The sequence below is a fragment of the Symbiobacterium turbinis genome (assembly GCF_055383075.1).
Genome location: NZ_AP042433.1, coordinates 2,741,402 through 2,757,292, shown reverse-complemented (window position 1 = coordinate 2,757,292; position 15,891 = coordinate 2,741,402). Strand labels below are relative to the sequence as shown.

General features: G+C 68.6%; 14 protein-coding genes and 1 tRNA gene. 13 read left to right on the top strand and 2 right to left on the bottom strand.

The annotated features are described in order from the left end of the window. Nucleotides 1-465: a chemotaxis protein CheX gene (locus tag ACZ45O_RS13295; protein ID WP_464853637.1), complete on the bottom strand. Its 465-nt coding sequence runs from the start codon at nucleotides 463-465 to the stop codon at nucleotides 1-3. 144 nt (nucleotides 466-609) lie between these two features. Between ACZ45O_RS13295 and ACZ45O_RS13290 the strand changes: the two genes are divergently transcribed. Continuing rightward, on the top strand, nucleotides 610-1,380 hold the full coding sequence (locus tag ACZ45O_RS13290) for an ABC transporter permease (protein ID WP_464853635.1): 771 nt from the start codon (nucleotides 610-612) through the stop codon (nucleotides 1,378-1,380). 2 nt (nucleotides 1,381-1,382) lie between these two features. Further along, a complete protein-coding gene (locus ACZ45O_RS13285; RefSeq protein ID WP_464853634.1) occupies nucleotides 1,383-2,192 on the top strand; it encodes an ABC transporter permease in 810 nt (269 codons plus the stop codon). 66 nt (nucleotides 2,193-2,258) lie between these two features. On the opposite strand, the gene ACZ45O_RS13280 is transcribed toward ACZ45O_RS13285, so the two are convergent. After that, nucleotides 2,259-2,423, bottom strand: a complete 165-nt coding sequence (locus ACZ45O_RS13280; protein ID WP_464853632.1) for a hypothetical protein — start codon at nucleotides 2,421-2,423, stop codon at nucleotides 2,259-2,261. 179 nt (nucleotides 2,424-2,602) lie between these two features. On the opposite strand from ACZ45O_RS13280, the gene mobB reads away from it, so the two are divergent. The 11 genes from mobB to hutH all read left to right on the top strand — a co-directional run bounded on the left by mobB (nucleotide 2,603) and on the right by hutH (nucleotide 15,866). Continuing rightward, nucleotides 2,603-3,091 (top strand): molybdopterin-guanine dinucleotide biosynthesis protein B, encoded by a 489-nt coding sequence (mobB, locus tag ACZ45O_RS13275; RefSeq protein WP_464853630.1) that lies wholly within the window; start codon nucleotides 2,603-2,605, stop codon nucleotides 3,089-3,091. A 12-nt stretch (nucleotides 3,092-3,103) separates the two neighbouring features. Further along, on the top strand, nucleotides 3,104-3,301 hold the full coding sequence (tatA, locus tag ACZ45O_RS13270) for a twin-arginine translocase TatA/TatE family subunit (protein WP_464853628.1): 198 nt from the start codon (nucleotides 3,104-3,106) through the stop codon (nucleotides 3,299-3,301). A gap of 12 nt (nucleotides 3,302-3,313) precedes the next feature. After that, on the top strand, nucleotides 3,314-4,561 hold the full coding sequence (locus tag ACZ45O_RS13265) for a molybdopterin molybdotransferase MoeA (RefSeq protein WP_464853627.1): 1,248 nt from the start codon (nucleotides 3,314-3,316) through the stop codon (nucleotides 4,559-4,561). 77 nt (nucleotides 4,562-4,638) lie between these two features. Beyond that, nucleotides 4,639-4,714, top strand: a tRNA-Glu gene (locus ACZ45O_RS13260). A gap of 153 nt (nucleotides 4,715-4,867) precedes the next feature. Beyond that, on the top strand, nucleotides 4,868-7,177 hold the full coding sequence (locus ACZ45O_RS13255; RefSeq protein WP_464853626.1) for a SpoIIE family protein phosphatase: 2,310 nt from the start codon (nucleotides 4,868-4,870) through the stop codon (nucleotides 7,175-7,177). Between the two features lie 114 nt (nucleotides 7,178-7,291). Continuing rightward, nucleotides 7,292-8,734 (top strand): tRNA lysidine(34) synthetase TilS, encoded by a 1,443-nt coding sequence (gene tilS / locus ACZ45O_RS13250; protein ID WP_464853625.1) that lies wholly within the window; start codon nucleotides 7,292-7,294, stop codon nucleotides 8,732-8,734. Nucleotides 8,735-8,891: 157 nt separating this feature from the next. Next, complete coding sequence (ftsH, locus tag ACZ45O_RS13245; RefSeq protein ID WP_464853624.1) at nucleotides 8,892-10,772, top strand: ATP-dependent zinc metalloprotease FtsH; 1,881 nt, start codon at nucleotides 8,892-8,894, stop codon at nucleotides 10,770-10,772. A 63-nt stretch (nucleotides 10,773-10,835) separates the two neighbouring features. Then, on the top strand, nucleotides 10,836-11,282 hold the full coding sequence (locus ACZ45O_RS13240; RefSeq protein ID WP_464853622.1) for an NUDIX hydrolase: 447 nt from the start codon (nucleotides 10,836-10,838) through the stop codon (nucleotides 11,280-11,282). Nucleotides 11,283-11,303: 21 nt separating this feature from the next. After that, nucleotides 11,304-12,587: an EF-P 5-aminopentanol modification-associated protein YfmF gene (yfmF, locus tag ACZ45O_RS13235; RefSeq protein ID WP_464853620.1), complete on the top strand. Its 1,284-nt coding sequence runs from the start codon at nucleotides 11,304-11,306 to the stop codon at nucleotides 12,585-12,587. Nucleotides 12,588-12,590: 3 nt separating this feature from the next. Further along, nucleotides 12,591-13,877 carry an EF-P 5-aminopentanol modification-associated protein YfmH gene (gene yfmH, locus ACZ45O_RS13230; RefSeq protein WP_464853619.1) on the top strand — a complete coding sequence of 429 codons (1,287 nt, stop codon included), beginning with the start codon at nucleotides 12,591-12,593 and terminating at the stop codon, nucleotides 13,875-13,877. 465 nt (nucleotides 13,878-14,342) lie between these two features. Then, nucleotides 14,343-15,866 (top strand): histidine ammonia-lyase, encoded by a 1,524-nt coding sequence (gene hutH / locus ACZ45O_RS13225; protein ID WP_464853617.1) that lies wholly within the window; start codon nucleotides 14,343-14,345, stop codon nucleotides 15,864-15,866. Nucleotides 15,867-15,891: the final 25 nt, after the last annotated feature.

The following is a 15,891-nucleotide window of genomic DNA, read 5'->3' as shown; positions in this document are numbered from 1 at the left end:
TCAGGCCGCCACGTCTACCGCCACGTGCAGGTTGAGCCTGCCGTGCCGGGTAGCCAGGGGGAGAACGATGCGGCTGATTCCGAGGGTGGAGATGCGGGAGCGCGCGCCGATCATGATGGTGGGCGGCGAGATGTCCGCAGACAGGCCCAGCTTCTCCAGCTCGATGCACGTGCCGCCTGCCACCAGGTTCCCCAGTTCCGCCAGGGCGGAGAGCCCCATCTCCGTCAGTTCCGTGAGCGGTTCGCTGACCATGGTGGAAGCGATCTTCCGCGCGGTGGTCAGGTCGAGCCCCAGCAGCATCGTCCCTCGCACCTGGCCGACAAAAGAAAGGTAGACGACGACCTCATCGATCGCGTTTTCCGCGGGGTCCACGAAGAGACCTACACGTTTGATCTCGGACTGCAACTCCTGGGACAGACTGTGGCGAGCAGCAGTCAGAAAGGCGTTGATGACTTCTGGCTTCATCGCGCGAACCTCCGTATCGGCATAAATGAAACTTTCCACAGTGGGAACAGAGAGTCCTTCTGAAAGGGGGGAGCGGAACCATCGGCGAAACGATTACGTCGATATCAAGGCTGACAAATCTGAAGGGGGGGGGCTTTGCCGCCGATGGGCGCGTTCACGGCCTTCGTGGCGCAGGGATTCCGCCAGCAGGCGGCCTACAAGGTGGAGGGGTGGCTGGGGATCGCCTCCAGCCTGATCTGGTTCGTGCTCTTCGCGGGAATCTGGACCGCGCTCCTGCGGGACGATCCCGTCGCGCTGGAGCGGCAGATGCGATACGTCATCGCCGCCCGCTTTCTCTCTGAACTCGGCTTTCTGCCTACCTGGGAGATCGCCGAGAAGTTCCGCATGGGCGACGTGGGGCTGGAGCTGATCAAGCCCGTTCCCCTGCCGGTGCGGGTGTTGGGCGATTTCCTGGGGCGGTCGCTCTTCCGCACGCTCCGGTCGCTGCCGGTCTACATCGTCATCTGGTTCGCCTTCGGCCTGACTGCACCCGGCGCAACCGCCCTCATTCTCTTCCTGGGCAGCGCCCTCACGGGCTGGGTGATCGCCGCGAGCTTCCAGCTCTCGCTGACCCTGATCGCCCTGTGGACCGTACAGTTCAACGAGGCCGAGAACATCTGGCACCTGGCCAGCGCGCTGTTCTCCGGGGAGTTCATCCCGCTGTACTACCTGCCCGCGTGGGCCGGGGCCCTGGCTGCGTACCTGCCGTTCGCCGGGACGTACTTCGTCCCCTCGGCCATCCTGGCGGGCACCCTGACGGGGCCGGAACTGTGGCAGGCGCTGGGGCTGCAGGTCATCTGGGCTCTGGCTGGCTGCGGGCTGCTTGCCGCCATGTGGCTGGCCGGACAGCGGAAACTGACGATGCAGGGGGGATAGCGATGGGCGACCTGGGGCATAACCTTTCCTGCTACTACCGCATGGCCATGGCCCAGGCCCGGTCGCAGATGCAGTACCGGGTGAACTTCTTCGCGCATCTCATCGGCATCGTCCTGACCTACGCCGGGCAGTTCATCGCGCTGGCCTGGCTGACGCAGCGATTCACGACCGTGGGCGGGTGGCGGTTTGAGGAGATTATCCTGCTCTACGCCATGGCCATCCTGGCGTGGGGCTTTGCCGTATCGTTCTTCTGGAGCCTGATCGGCTTCGAGGACCAGGTGCGCATGGGCACCTACGACCGGGCGCTGCTGAGGCCGATCAACCCGCTCCTCACGGTGCTGGGCAGCCAGTCGCCCATCGCGGGGCTCGGGCAGTTCGTCTTCTCCATCGCCGCGTTCCTGTTCGCGGTGAAGGTGGCCGGCATCCGGCTGACCGCTGCCTCGCTGGGCTACCTGCTGCTCACAGCCCTGGGCGGGGGTCTGATTCTCGGCTCCGCGATGCTCTGTGTGGCGACGCTGGCCTTCTGGACGACCCGCACCTACACCTTCTACTGGAGCCTGGTCTACCCGGCCCGACAGCTCATCAACTACCCGGTTTCCATCTACCACCGCGCCATTCAGTTCGTCCTTACGGTGCTGGTGCCGTTCGCCTTCATTAATTATTTCCCCGCGCATGTGCTGCTGGGCCGGACAGGCGAACTGCCGATCCCGCTCCTGGCCTGGGCGACGCCGCTGGTGGGCGCGGCTGCCATCGCTGCCGCCTACGGCTTCTGGAAGTTCGGCACCCGGCGCTACACCAGCACGGGGAGTTGAACCGCCCACAGGCAAGCGAGGCCCCCGGCCGGCGACTCGGCGCCGGCCGGGGGTTCCTGCTCTCTGTCAGCGATCGGCGGGATCAGGCACGTGCAGCGTCTTCCGCTTGGCTTCTTCGGGGCCGTCGAACTGCGCGGCAGCCGCGCCTTCCATGCTCGGCAGGAAGCCGCGGCCCTTGCGGTTGGCCTTTCCGGCCTGCAACCGCTGGTTGCGCTGGCCTTTCCGCGACACTGGCTCACCTCCCATCACGCCTAGCTTGCACCACCGGTTGGCCGAAGACCCCACACTTTGTGCTACGCCGCGCCGCGCCGTCATAGCCTCGCGCCCGATGGATCCCCGGGGTTGTTCAGGGTATCATGATCCTGACAGCGACTCGGGAGGCGAAGTGTTTCATGATGGCCAGGCCCCCTGTGCTCTCGATCGTAGGCTGCGGGAAGTGCGGCAAGACCACCCTGGTGGAGCGGCTGGTCGCAGAGCTGACCCGCCGGGGTTGGTCGGTGGGAACCTTGAAGCACGATGTGCACGGCTTCCAGATGGACCATGAGGGAAAGGACACCTGGCGGCACCGGCAGGCCGGGGCGAAGGCGGTCTGCATCATCGGGCCCGGGCAGATCGGGCTGGTTCGTTCGGTGCCCGACGGCGGTTTTTCCGCGGCGGAGGCCATCGCGCTGCTGGGGCCCGTGGACCTCGTGGTCACCGAAGGGTTCAAGCGGGAGCGGTTCCCGAAGATCGAGATTTTCAGCAGCGCCCGCAACGAGGGGCGGCTTCTCTGCGCGGACGATCCCACGCTGATGGCTGTGGCCGGCGACCTCCCGGTCGAGACCGGCCTTCCCCGGTTTGACTGGAACGACATCGCGGGGATCGCCGATTTCGTGGAGGAGCGTCTGCTCCGCCAGTAGGAGGGGGATGAGATGCTACAGCGTATCGGGCCGATGGAACTGGCCCTTATCGTGATCGTGCTCCTGCTCATTTTCGGTCCTTCCAGGCTCCCGCAGCTCGGCAGGTCGATCGGGCAGACGATCCGGGAGTTCCGGGACTCCATGAAGGCCGTTCGTGATGACGACCGAGCGGCCGGCGGCGGGGCCGAGGGAGCGGAAACGAAGAGCTAGGGAGGGACCGGCATGCTACGGGTTGAGGAGGCCTGTGAACTGCTGATTCACCGCGCGCCGCCCCGGCGGGTCGAACGGGTGCCGCTGGAGGACGCGCTGGGGCTTATTCTGGCTGAGGATCTGCGGGCGCCTGAGTCCCTGCCCCCGTTTCCCCGGTCGGGCATGGACGGATACGCCGTTCGCTCGGAAGACACGCGCCTTGCGACGCGCGAGAACCCCGTCGTCCTCCCGCTGGCCGGGGTGATTCCCGCGGGGCACCCGCAGGAGGCGGAGCTGGCGCCGGGCACGACGGTGGCCATCATGACCGGCGGCGCGGTGCCTCCGGGCGCGGACGCGGTCATCCGCCTCGAGGAGGTGCGGGTCACCCCCGAGGGGGTGCGGATCTTCCGCCACGTGCCGCCCATGGAGAACGTGGCGCCGATCGGCGAGGATGTAAAGGAAGGCGAGCTGCTCCTGGAGGCCGGGCACCAGATCCGCCCGCAGGAGATCAACCTGCTGGCGGCCCTCGGCATCCTGGAGGTGCCCGTCTTCGCCCGACCCCGGGTCGGGATCCTCAGCACCGGCGATGAGCTGGTGGCGCCGCACGAGGCGCCGGGGCCGGGGCAGATCCGCAACTCCAACAGCCCCGGCGTTGCCGCGCTGGTGCGGGCCGCGGGTGGCATTCCGATTCTGCTTGGCGTTGCGCGCGACGTGACCGAGGTCATCGCGGGCACGCTGCGGGAGTCGAGCGGCTGCGACCTGCTCCTGACCACCGGAGGGGTCTCGGTGGGCCGGTTTGACGTCGTGCGGGAAGCCCTGGCCGTCATGGGCGCGGAGCAGCTCTTCTGGCGGGTCAGCATCAAGCCCGGCACGCCGGTGTGCGCGGCGGTGCTGGACGGCCGCCTGGTCATTGGTCTCTCCGGCAACCCCGCCGCAGCGATCACCGATTTCGACCTGCTGGTGCGCCCTGTGCTGGACCACCTCCTGGGCCGGCGCCGCCTGGGCCTGCGCGCGGCCGAAGGGGTGCTGGATCAGCCCGTGCTGAAGAAGGCCGGGATCACCCGGTACCTCCGGGCCAGGGCGTACAACGGGCCGGACGGGGAGATCCGGCTGGACACGAGCATGGCCCAGCGGGCCGGCGTCCTGAGCTCGATGCGCTTCGCGAACGCCTATGCGGTCATTCCCGCGCACGCCGGACCGATGCCGGAGGGCACCCGCGTGCGCGTGCTGCTGCAGGATGATGCGGACGTGTTTGTGCCGCAGCCGCGGGGCGACGCATAATGCCGACGCGCTGGAATTCGTCAACTACTTGACGCCGTGCCGGATTCTTTGATAAGCTAAGCTAGCCTCCAGATGTTGACCCCATCGTCTAGAGGCCTAGGACACCGCCCTTTCACGGCGGCGGCACGGGTTCGAATCCCGTTGGGGTCACCACACGGAAATGCGCCCGGCGCTGGCACGGACCAGCGCCGGGCGCTTTGCGCGTCGCCGGGGAAATCGCGGGCGCGACTGCCAAATTTCGACAGATTCCGGCAGGGCCGATGCGGTACACTGGATGCTGCAACATCGCCTGCAGAGGGTGATCGTGTGGCTTTCCGATCATCGTCCGACCGCGCCGAGCCGGCCGGGAGAGGCTCGCGGCGCTTCCCTGGATGGCTGCGGAGCCGCCTGGTCCGGGCCTGGAATCCGCCGCTGTACGCGGGGCTCATTCTCGCGTTCCTGATGGGCCGGGCGCAGCCCATCAGCCCCGTGGCCCCCTTCGGCATCGCCTTCTACATGGCAGTGCGCGCAGCCGGGTTCGGCGGCCTCGCCGCGCTGCCCGTCGCCCTCGCGCTGCTGGGAGGCGCAGCCCTGGTTCAGCCGCTCTCCGTCTTCGCCACCACCGCCATGTCCATCGGCCTGGTGCACGCGCTCGCCGGGCTCACGCAGGTGAGCCGCCAGCACAGCCCGCTCATCGCGGCCGTGCTCGCCTCCGCGGTGGCCGCCGGGCAGGGGCTCTTCCAGGACCCCGCGGCCGGCACGGTGCAGCTGACGTTCTGGGCCAGCCTCACCGGCGTGCTGGCGCTCATCTTCACCCTGGCCGTCGCCGACCTGACCCGGGGGCGGTACCAGGAGAGCGCTCCGTTTGACCTGCCGATCCCGGCCATCATCCTGCTGGCCTCTGCCTTCACCGGACTGCAGGACCTGACCCTGTGGGGGCAGCTCTCGCTGCACGGCCTGTTCGCCGGGCTGGCCGTGCTGCTCTGCGCCCACGCGGGCGGCATGGGCTGGGGCGCCGCCGCCGGCGCGGTGATCGGCATGTCGTCGTTTCTCACTGTGCTGGCGAACCCGCCCGGGGCGGGACTGTGGGCCGGTCCTTCGCTGTCGGACAGCCAGGGCATGGCCTACGTGGTCGCCGGTTTTCTGGGCGGCGCCTTCCGCGACCTGAAGAAGCCGGGTGTGGGACTGGCCTATGCCCTCGGGTTCCTCTCCTACAGCATGGCGACGCAGGGACAGGGCGCCGTACTGGAGGCAATGGTCCTGTCGGCCGCCGCCGCCACCGTGCTGTTCTGGCTGGTGCCGTCCGCCTGGGTCGCCGGCCTCGCGCAGGCCCTGCGCAGCGAGCGCAGGGAGCCGCCCGCCCGCGAAGCCGCCCCGCAGGAGGACGGCGCCGTGCTCGGCGCGCGCGAGCGGCTGCGGGCCATGGCGCAGGTGTTGAAGGAGATTCAGCGCACCTACACCCAGGTGGCCGCGGTGAGCACGTCGCCGGAGCCGGCCGTTCAGCGCCGCCTGCGCACGCTGAACGAGCAGGTCTGCCAGTCGTGTTCCATGCTTGCGCAATGCTGGGAGAAGGAGGAGGCGGAGACCCGGCAGCTGCTGGCCGACCTCTGGCAGCAGATCGAGGAGCAGGGCCACCTGCCGCTGAGCCCGCTGCCGGCCGCGCTGGAACAGCGCTGCATCCACCCCGCCCAGGTGGCGGTGACGCTCAATCACCTGCACGATCTGGACCGGTCGGACCGTGCCCTTGCGCGCCGCCTGGAAGAGGGCAGGGCCATCGCAGGCGAGTACATCCACAACGTCGCTCGCATGCTGGACCGCATGGCCCAGGAGATCGCGGAGGGGGACAGGCCCCACCGCGGCATGCCCGCTGTCTTCAGGGCCACCGCGGCGGTGGCGCGCATGCCCAAGCGGGGGGTCCACATCTCGGGCGACTCCGCGGTCACCGGACCTCTTTCGGGCGGCCGGTTCCTGTTGGCCCTGAGCGACGGGATGGGCGTCGGCCGCGAGGCGGCGGTGCAGTCCGGCGAATCCGTCCGCCTGCTGCAGCAGCTGCTGGACGCCGGGTTCAACGCCGATGCGGCCGTGAAGACGGTCAATTCCGTCCTCCTGCTCCGGGGGCCGGGAGATACGTTCGCCACCCTGGACCTGGCGGTGCTCGACCTCGCCACCGGGCAGGCCGAGTTCGTCAAGGTCGGGGCGGCGCCCAGCTTCGTGAAACGGGGCAGCGACGTAACGGTGGTGCGCATCCCCGCGCTGCCCGCGGGCGTCGTCACCGAGGTGGAGGTGGAGCCGGAGCGCCGGATGCTGGGGGATGGCGACCTCATCGTGATGGTCAGCGACGGCATTCTGGAGGTGGCCCGCGACGAGGAGGACAAGGAGCGCTGGCTCCTGGAGTTCCTGGGCCGGGAAGAGAGCGCGGATCCGGAGGAAGTGGCCGAGCGGGTGCTGGCCCGGGCCCTCGAGCTGGCCCCGGCCCCGGAGGACGACCTGACCGTGGTGGCCGCCCGCGTCTCGCTGGTGGACGGCGCGGCAGAGGCGCCGCCCCGGCCGAAGCCGTCTGGCGAGTGGGCGCCGGCGCAGACCGCGCCCCGCGGCGGACCCGCAGGAGCGCGCGCCGGGCGGTCCCGCAGGCGGTGAAGGGGGCAGACTCTGGGAATACAGGCCACGCCGGGTTTGGAAGGGAATCCCCGGCCGGTGTCGAAACGCGAATCGGCACCGCGGCCGGGGATTGGCGTGGAAGGGGGTGACCGGGTGCCGCTTCTCGCACAGGTGCGTGAATATATGCTCCGGCACCAGATGGTTGTGCCGGGCGATCGGGTGATCGTCGCCGTCTCCGGGGGCCCTGACTCCCTGGCGCTTACGCACGTGCTGTGCCGCCTGGCCCCTGAGTGGCGGCTTTCGCTGCACCTGTTCCACATGGAACACGGCCTGCGCGGCGAGGCGTCGCGGGCAGATGCGGCGTTCGTCGCGGACCTGGCCCGGAAGCTGGCGCTGCCCCTGACCACGGTCGCTCTCCGCCCCGGCGAGCTGGAGGCCCTGCCCGGATCGCTGGAGGCCAACGCCCGACAGAGGAGGTACGCGGAGCTGGCGCGCCTGGCTGAGGCCATCGGGGCGCAGCGGGCCGCCACGGGCCACAACCGGAACGACCAGGCGGAGACGGTGCTGATGCGGCTCCTGCGGGGCAGCGGCGCCACCGGCCTCGCCGGCATTCCGCCGGTGCGGCGGGAGGGCCGCGTCTCCATCATCCGGCCGCTGCTCGCCGTCTCCCGGCAGGAGATTCTGGACTACTGCCGCGCACACGGGCTCAGGCCCCGGCTGGACGCCACGAATCTGGAAAGCGCTTTCATGCGCAACCGTATCCGGCTGGAACTTCTCCCCGCCCTGACGGAGCGCTTCGGCGAGGCGGTGGTGGACAACCTCGCGCAGACGGCCGACCTGCTGCGGGAGGAGGACCGGCTGCTGACAGAGCTCGCGCGGGAGGCCTGTGCCCGCTGCGGGTGGCATGAAGTCGAGGCGGCGCCAGGGAATCTGGTTATTGAGCTGGACGGGCCGCGCCTCCTGCAGGAGCCGCTGGCCCTGGCCCGCCGGGTCATTCGCATGGCCGTGCAGCGTGCAAGCGGATCGGCGTACAGCCCCGGCATCGCTGCCGTGAGCCGTGCCCTGGAGCTGGCGGGGCGGACCGACGGCAGCCACGTGCTTGACCTGCCGCAGGGCGTACGCCTGACCGTCGCCTACGGCCGCTGCCGTTTCGCGCGGGCCGGAGGGCACCCGGGCGACGAGGTTCGCGACCGGGTCTGGCCGGTAGCCCTGCCCGGCGAGACGGCGATTCCGGCCCTCGGCGTGACGGTGGTGGCTGAGGCCGCTCCGGTGTCGGCCATGCCCGCGCCGATGCCGGCCGATGAAGAGTGGTTTGACCTGGACCGGTTGCCGGGGCCCCTGGCCGTGCGCACGCGCCGGCCGGGCGACCGGCTCTGGCCCGTGGGAATGGACGGTTCGAAGAAGCTTCAGGATATCCTGGTGGATGCCAAGGTGCCGCGGGAGCAGCGGGATTGTCTGCCGCTGCTGGTTGCGGGTGATACTGTAGTCTGGGTACCCGGAGTGAGGCGGGACCGCCGGTTCCGGCCCGACGCGAACGCGCGCGTCGCACTGAGGGTGGTCCTGCGCAGGCAGTCGGCGACCAGATGTGGCAGCTGACGCCTGCTGACGCCCGCTCACGGCGGTTGCTCCGGTCCATTGAATATGGTACACTGAACGAGTATCTTTTTCGGCCCGACAGCCGACTCAATGAATGGAAGGACTATCTCTCTACACCCTGTGGCGATTGCCCTGCGGAAGGAGGGGCCCGGCAGACTTGAACAAGCTATTTCGCAGTCTCGCCTTTTATATGCTGATTCTGGTCATCTCGGTGGCGATCGCCGTCCAGCTGGGAGGAACCAGTCAGCAGACCACCCGACTGGTGTATTCTGACCTGGTCACTTACATCCAGAAGGGTGAAGTGAAGAGCATTACCCTGAGCGGCTCGTACGCTGAGGGTGAACTGATCAATGGCGAGAAGTTTACCGTAGACTTGCCTTCGGGGTCCACGCAGGCGCCGCTGGTGGAGATGCTGCAGCAGCATCCTGAAATCAAGCTGGACTTCAGGCAGGACAATACATCCGGTATCTGGGCGCTGCTCCTGCAGACCCTGGTGCCGGTCGTGCTGGTGCTTCTCGCGTTCTTCTTCATCATGCAGCAGACCCAGGGGTCGGGAAACCGGGTGATGCAGTTCGGCAAGAGCCGGGCGCGCCTCGTGACCGACGACCGCAAGCGGGTGACCTTCGACGACGTCGCGGGCATCGACGAGGTGAAGGAGGAGCTCGCGGAGATCGTCGACTTCCTCAAGCACCCGAAGCGCTACCTGGAGCTGGGCGCGCGCATTCCCAAGGGCGTGCTGCTCTACGGACCGCCCGGCACCGGCAAGACCCTGCTGGCCAAGGCGGTCGCCGGCGAGGCAGGCGTGCCGTTCTTCTCGATCTCTGGCTCCGACTTCGTCGAGATGTTCGTCGGCGTTGGCGCCAGCCGCGTGCGCGACCTGTTTGAGCAGGCGAAGAAGAACTCCCCCTGCATCGTGTTCATCGACGAGATCGACGCCGTGGGCCGCCAGCGCGGCGCCGGGTACGGCGGCGGCCACGACGAGCGGGAGCAGACGCTGAACCAGCTCTTGGTGGAGATGGACGGGTTCTCGGCCAACGAGGGCATCATCATCATCGCGGCCACCAACCGGCCCGACGTGCTCGATCCGGCCCTGCTGCGGCCGGGCCGGTTCGACCGGCAGATCGTCATCGACCGGCCGGACCTGAAGGGGCGGATCGCCATCTTCCAGGTGCACGCCAAGGGCAAGCCCCTGGAGCAGGACGTCGATCTTGAGATTCTGGCCAAGCGCACCCCCGGGTTCACCGGCGCGGATATTGCCAACCTGATGAACGAAGCCGCGCTCCTGGCCGCGCGGCGGCGGAAGAAGAAGATCTCGATGGCCGACGTGGAGGACGCCATCGACCGCGTGCTGGCGGGCGGCCCCGAGCGGAAGTCGCGGGTGATCTCCGAGAAGGAGAAGCGGGTGACCGCCTACCACGAGGCCGGTCACGCCGTGGTCGGCCACATGCTTCCTCACATGGACCCGCTGCACAAGATCACGATCATCCCCCGGGGCCGGGCGATGGGCTACACCATGTTCCTGCCGGTGGAGGATCGCTACAACATCTCGAAGTCGGAAATCCTCGACCGCATGACCATGGCCCTGGGCGGCCGGGCCGCGGAGGAGATCACCTTCGGCGAGATCACCAGCGGCGCCCACGACGACATCGAGCGCACGACGCAGTGGGCGCGCCGGATGGTCACCGAGTGGGGCATGAGCGAGAAACTCGGCCCTCTCACCTACGGCCAGAAGCAGGACGAGGTCTTCCTGGCCCGCGACATGACCCGGCTGCGCAACTACTCCGAAGAGGTGGCCGGGCTGATCGACCAGGAAGTGCGCAACTTCGTCAATATCGCCTACCAGCGTGCGCTGGACATTCTGACCGAGCACAAGGACGCCCTCGACCGGGTCTCTGAGGTTCTGCTGGAGAAGGAGACCCTGGAGGGCAAGGAGCTGGAGGAGCTGCTGGCGGAGGTGCTGCCGCCCCGTCCCAAGCCGGAGCCCAAGAAGCCCCGGGTGGTTGGCGGCGGAACCTCGCAGGTGGCCCCCGCGTTCTGATGAAGGCTTCACGCCCCCGCCATGGACATGGCGGGGGTTTTTCACAGGGGAAGGGGATGTGCGATGGGTCGTGCATATGCGGGCTACCCGATGCCTTCCTGCCACGCCCTCATCCGGGACGGCGACAGGCTGCTGCTGGTGCAGCGCGCGACGCCGCCGCTGCAGGGCTACTGGGGGCTGCCGGGCGGCCGGGTGGAACTGGGCGAGACCGTGGAGCAGGCCCTCCTGCGGGAGGTGCAGGAAGAGACCGGGCTGCAGGTGGCCGTTGAGCGCTACCTGGGCTACATCGACGCGATCGAGCGCGACGAGGCGGGGCGGGTGCGCTACCACTATGTGGTGCATTACTTCACGGCCCGGCCACAGGGGGGCACGCTGGCCGCGGCAGACGATGCGGCTGACGCCCGTTGGGTCGGCCTGGCGGAGCTCGCCGGGCTCAACGTCACCGACGCGGTGCAGCTCTGCCTCGACTGGGACCGGCAGGAAGAGTCGCCCCGCGCCGGGGCAGACTAGGGTGCGGAAGGAGGATGCCGAGTGGCGGATCGCTTCACCCGCTTTCCCCTGCAGGACGGGGTGAACCTCTATGTGCAGCCGACGACGAAGTTCAAGACCACTACGGTATACATCTACTTCCACATGCCGCTGGAACCGGTGACGGTGACCTACAACGCCCTGCTGCCGATGGTGCTGGCCAGGGCCTCGGCCGACTTCCCCAGCACCGCGTCGCTCTCGCGCCATCTGGACGAGCTGTACGGCGCCTCCTTCGGGGTCGACGTTGCCCGCCGGGGCGAGGTGCAGTCGATCATCTTCCGGCTCGAAGTCGCGGGTGACCAGCACATTCCCGGGGAGGACGGGCTGCTTCCCAGGGGCCTGGACGTTCTGGCCAGCGTGATCACCCGTCCGCTCATCGTCGGCGACGGGTTCAAGCCCGACTACGTGGAGCAGGAGCGTACCAATCTCCGGCAGATGATCGAGGGGCTCATCAACGACAAGCGGCGCTACGCGATGGTGCGCTGCACCGCCGAAATGTGCGAGGGCGAGCCCTTCGCGCTGCACCGCCTCGGGCGGGTGGAGGACCTGGAGGGGGCCACCCCGCAGGGCCTGCTGGCCCACCACCGCCGGGTGCTGACGGAGGCGCCGGTGGACATCTTCATCCTCGGCGACGTGGATCCCGACCAGCTCGCGGAGGAGGTGCCGCGGCGGCTGCCCCTGCCGGCCGGAGCGCGCCGGTTCCCCGACACCCTGGTGAAGCGCCGGCCCGACCGGCCGGTGCGCGACGTGGTCGACCGGCTGGACGTGAACCAGGGCGTCGTGGTCATAGGCTTCCGCACCGGGATCACCCTGCGCGATGACCTCTACTTCCCGATGCTGGTGGCCAACGGCGTGCTGGGCGGCTTCTCCCATTCCAAGCTTTTTCAGGAGGTGCGGGAGAAGAACTCGCTGGCCTATTTTGCCTACTCCGCCATCGAGACGGTGAAGGGCGTGGGGTACATGTATGCCGGCGTGGAGTTCGCCGCCGCCGAGCGCTGTAAGGCGATCATGCTGGAACAGCTCCGCGCGCTGCAGGACGGGAAGGTGACGGAGGCGGAGCTGGAGATGACGAAGGCCACTTTGGTGAACGACATGCTGAGCGCGGCGGACAGCCCCGGCGCCATGGCCGAGCTGGCCGTGGACCAGGTCTTCTCCGGCCGCGACCTGTCCATCGACGAACGGGTGGCGCGCTACCTCCGGGTCACCCGGGAGCAGGTGGCGGAGGCCGCCCGCCACTTCACGCCCGACACGGTCTACGTGCTCACCGGGAAGGAAGGGGGAGTGTAAGCGGTGGAGAGGCTGTTTGACCCCATCCTGCGCGACGAGCTCTACACGGAGCGGCTGGAGAACGGACTTACGGTGGCCGTGCTGGTGAAGCCCGGCTTCCGGCAGGCCACCGCCCGGGTGGCCGTGCAGTACGGCTCCGTCGACAGCTGTTTTGTCGACCCGCAGTCGGGCAGCGAGGTGCAGGTGCCCGACGGCATCGCGCACTTCCTGGAACACAAGCTGTTCGAGGGGCCGGACGGCAACGTGGCCGACCGGTTTGCGGAGCTGGGGGCCGACGTCAACGCTTACACGACCCACACCCACACCGTGTACTACTTCACCACGACCGACCACTTCGCGGCCTGCCTCGACCTGCTGCTCGGCTTTGTACAGGAGCCCTATTTCACCCCCGAGTCCGTCGCCAGGGAGCAGGGCATCATCGAACAGGAGATCCGGATGTACATGGACGACCCTGGCTGGCGCTCCTCCGCAAACCTCATGGAGGCGCTGTTCGTGCGCCACCCGGTGCGGCTCGACATCGCCGGCACGGTCGATTCCATCCGCCGGATCGACCAGGACCTGCTCTACCTGTGCCACCGGGTCTTCTACCACCCGTCCAACATGGTGCTCTTCGTCGCAGGCGACCTGGACCCGCAGGCCGTGGTGGACCAGGCCCGGGCCGCCTTCGGCGGCCGCGACTACCCCGCCCAGGCGGCCATCGAGCGGCGGCTGCCTGAAGAGCCGCAGGAGATCGCCGAGCGGCGGCGGGTCCAGGAACTGGTGGTCAGCCAGCCGATCTTCCGGCTGGGCTTCAAGGAGAAGGAGGTCGGGCTGACGGGCCGGCCCCTGCTGGAGCGGGATCTGCTGACCGCCATGCTGCTGGACGTCCTGGTCGGCAGGGGCTCTCCGCTCTACACCCGGCTCTACGAGAGCGGCCTGATCGACCAGCGCTTCGGCTTCGGGCACGCGCCGGAGGTCACCTTCGGCTACACCTACCTGAGCGGTCCGACGCCCGACCCCGAGGCGCTGGAGGCGCAGCTCCTGGCCGGGATCGCGGAGGCGCAGGCGGAGGGGATTCTGGAGGCCGACTTCGAGCGGGCCCGCCGCAAGCTGATGGGCCGCCTCCTAAACCTGATGAACGACCTGGAGGGGCTCTCCTACCTGTTCATCGACGGCTTCTTCAAGGGGATCGGACTCTTCGACGGGATCCCCGCCCTGCAGTCGCTGACCGTGGATGCGGCCAACGCGCGGCTGCGGGAGCACTTCGATGCGAGGCTGGCGGCCGTCTCGGTGATCTCTCCAAGGCCGTAACGGCCGGTGGGCGATGAGGGGGTAGAGCACAGACGGGGGATGCTCGGCTGCGCCGCGTAGTCCCAGGTGTAGACTATTAGAGTCCGAAGGTTGGATGTTCAATTCTTTTCCGCTGAGTTATTCTCTAGACGTAGGCGATCACTTGGGTCGACTGAGGCCACGTTCAGTGGCTGATCCCCCAATCGGCCGCTGACGACGCAGTAGTCGACCTGGTTCGTTGCAGCTAACGATTCAGTTCGGTCGACCCGAGGATCACCCACCGCTCACCCTCCTTTGTTCCGGTCCTCAGCCTGCCCCCACGGGTTGAGGACAACCCTCCCCTTTGCCGTAGCCAGCGTCCTCCCCCCACGGGACGCTGGCTCCCTTTTTTATTCTCTTGACTTGTTTAAAGCGACAGCGTAGTCGTTTGCCTCCCCTGATTAGGGCTTCCTATAATGGGAGCAGGCTAGTGCGGGAGGTCATTTCATGGAAACGGTTGAACTCGGTGCCCACTTAACCCTCCCGGAAGTCGTGGCTGTCGCCCGGCACGGCGCGCGCGTCGTGCTCACGCCGGGGGTGCGGCAGCAGGTAGCCAGGGGGAGCGCGATGGTGGAGCGGCTGGTGCGGGAGCGCCGGCCGGTATACGGCATCACCACCGGCTTTGGCAAATTCAGCGACGTCCCCATATCGGCCGAACAGACCGCGGCCCTGCAGCGCAATCTTCTGATGAGCCACGCCTGCGCCGTCGGCGAGCCGCTCGCGCCCGAGGTGGTGCGGGCCATGCTGCTCCTGCGCGCGCAGGCGCTCTCGCGCGGCCACTCGGGAATTCGTGTGGAGACCCTGGAGCTGCTGGTGGCCTTCCTGAATCGGGGCCTCATCCCCGTGGTGCCCGAGCAGGGTTCCCTGGGTGCCAGCGGCGACCTCGCGCCGCTCGCGCACATGTGCCTGCCCCTGATCGGGCTCGGTGAGGCGATCGTGGACGGCGAGCGGCTGCCGGGGGCCGAGGCCCTCCAGCGTGCCGGCCTGAGCCCGGTGACGCTGACAGCCAAGGAGGGGCTCGCCCTGATCAACGGCACCCAGGCGATGACCGCACTGGGCAGCCTCGGCCTGCACGACGCGCAGGTGCTCCTGAAGACCGCCGATATCGCGGCGGCCCTCACGGCCGAGGCGCTCGGGGCGATTCCCGCGGCCTGGGATGCGCGGGTGCAGGCCCTTCGGCTCCACGCGGGGCAGCAGGCGGCCGGCCGCAACCTGCGCCGGCTGACCGAGGGCTCTCGGCTGACCACCCGGCCCGGGCAGATGCGGACCCAGGACCCGTACACCCTGCGCTGCATCCCGCAGGTGCACGGCGCCAGCCGCACCGCCCTCGAGCACGTGGCGCAGATCCTCGAGTGGGAGATGAACGCCGTCACCGACAACCCGCTCCTGTTCCCCGACGGCGACGAGGTCATCTCCGGCGGCAACTTCCACGGCCAGCCGGTCGCCCTGGCGATGGACTACCTGGCCATCGCCGTCGCGGAACTCGCCGACATCTCTGAGCGGCGCATCGAGCGGCTGGTCAACCCGCAGCTTTCCGGCCTGCCGGCCTTCCTCACCCGGAACGGCGGGGTGCACTCGGGGCTGATGATCACCCAGTACACGGCGGCGTCGCTGGTGAGCGAGAACAAGGTGCTCGCGCATCCGGCAAGCGTGGACTCCATCCCGTCCAGCGCCAACCAGGAGGACCACGTGTCGATGGGAACCACGGCCGCCCGCAAGGCGCGGCAGGTCATTGCCAACGTGCGCCGGGTGCTGGCGATCGAGCTGCTCTGCGCCGCCCAGGCGGTGGAGTTCGTGGGCCCGGAGCGGCTGGCCCCCGCCACGCGCGCGGTCTACGACGCTGTGCGCGAGCGCGTCGCCCCGCTGGACGGGGACAGGGTGCTGGCGCCCGACATCGAGACCCTCGCGGACCTGGTCCACAGCGGCGAACTGGTCGCCGCCGTGGAGGCGGTGGTGGGTCCGCTGGAGTAGAGCAGGCTCAACGAGGGGGTATATG

Excerpts from the sequence above, each read along its gene's own strand:
- ACZ45O_RS13295 (WP_464853637.1), bottom strand. The coding sequence starts at position 465 with ATGAAGCCAGAAGTCATCAACGCCTTTCTGACTGCTGCTCGCCACAGT.
- ACZ45O_RS13290 (WP_464853635.1), top strand. The coding sequence starts at position 610 with ATGGGCGCGTTCACGGCCTTCGTGGCGCAGGGATTCCGCCAGCAGGCG.
- ACZ45O_RS13285 (WP_464853634.1), top strand. The coding sequence starts at position 1,383 with ATGGGCGACCTGGGGCATAACCTTTCCTGCTACTACCGCATGGCCATG.
- tatA (WP_464853628.1), top strand. The coding sequence starts at position 3,104 with ATGCTACAGCGTATCGGGCCGATGGAACTGGCCCTTATCGTGATCGTG.
- ACZ45O_RS13265 (WP_464853627.1), top strand. The coding sequence starts at position 3,314 with ATGCTACGGGTTGAGGAGGCCTGTGAACTGCTGATTCACCGCGCGCCG.
- ACZ45O_RS13240 (WP_464853622.1), top strand. The coding sequence starts at position 10,836 with ATGGGTCGTGCATATGCGGGCTACCCGATGCCTTCCTGCCACGCCCTC.
- hutH (WP_464853617.1), top strand. The coding sequence starts at position 14,343 with ATGGAAACGGTTGAACTCGGTGCCCACTTAACCCTCCCGGAAGTCGTG.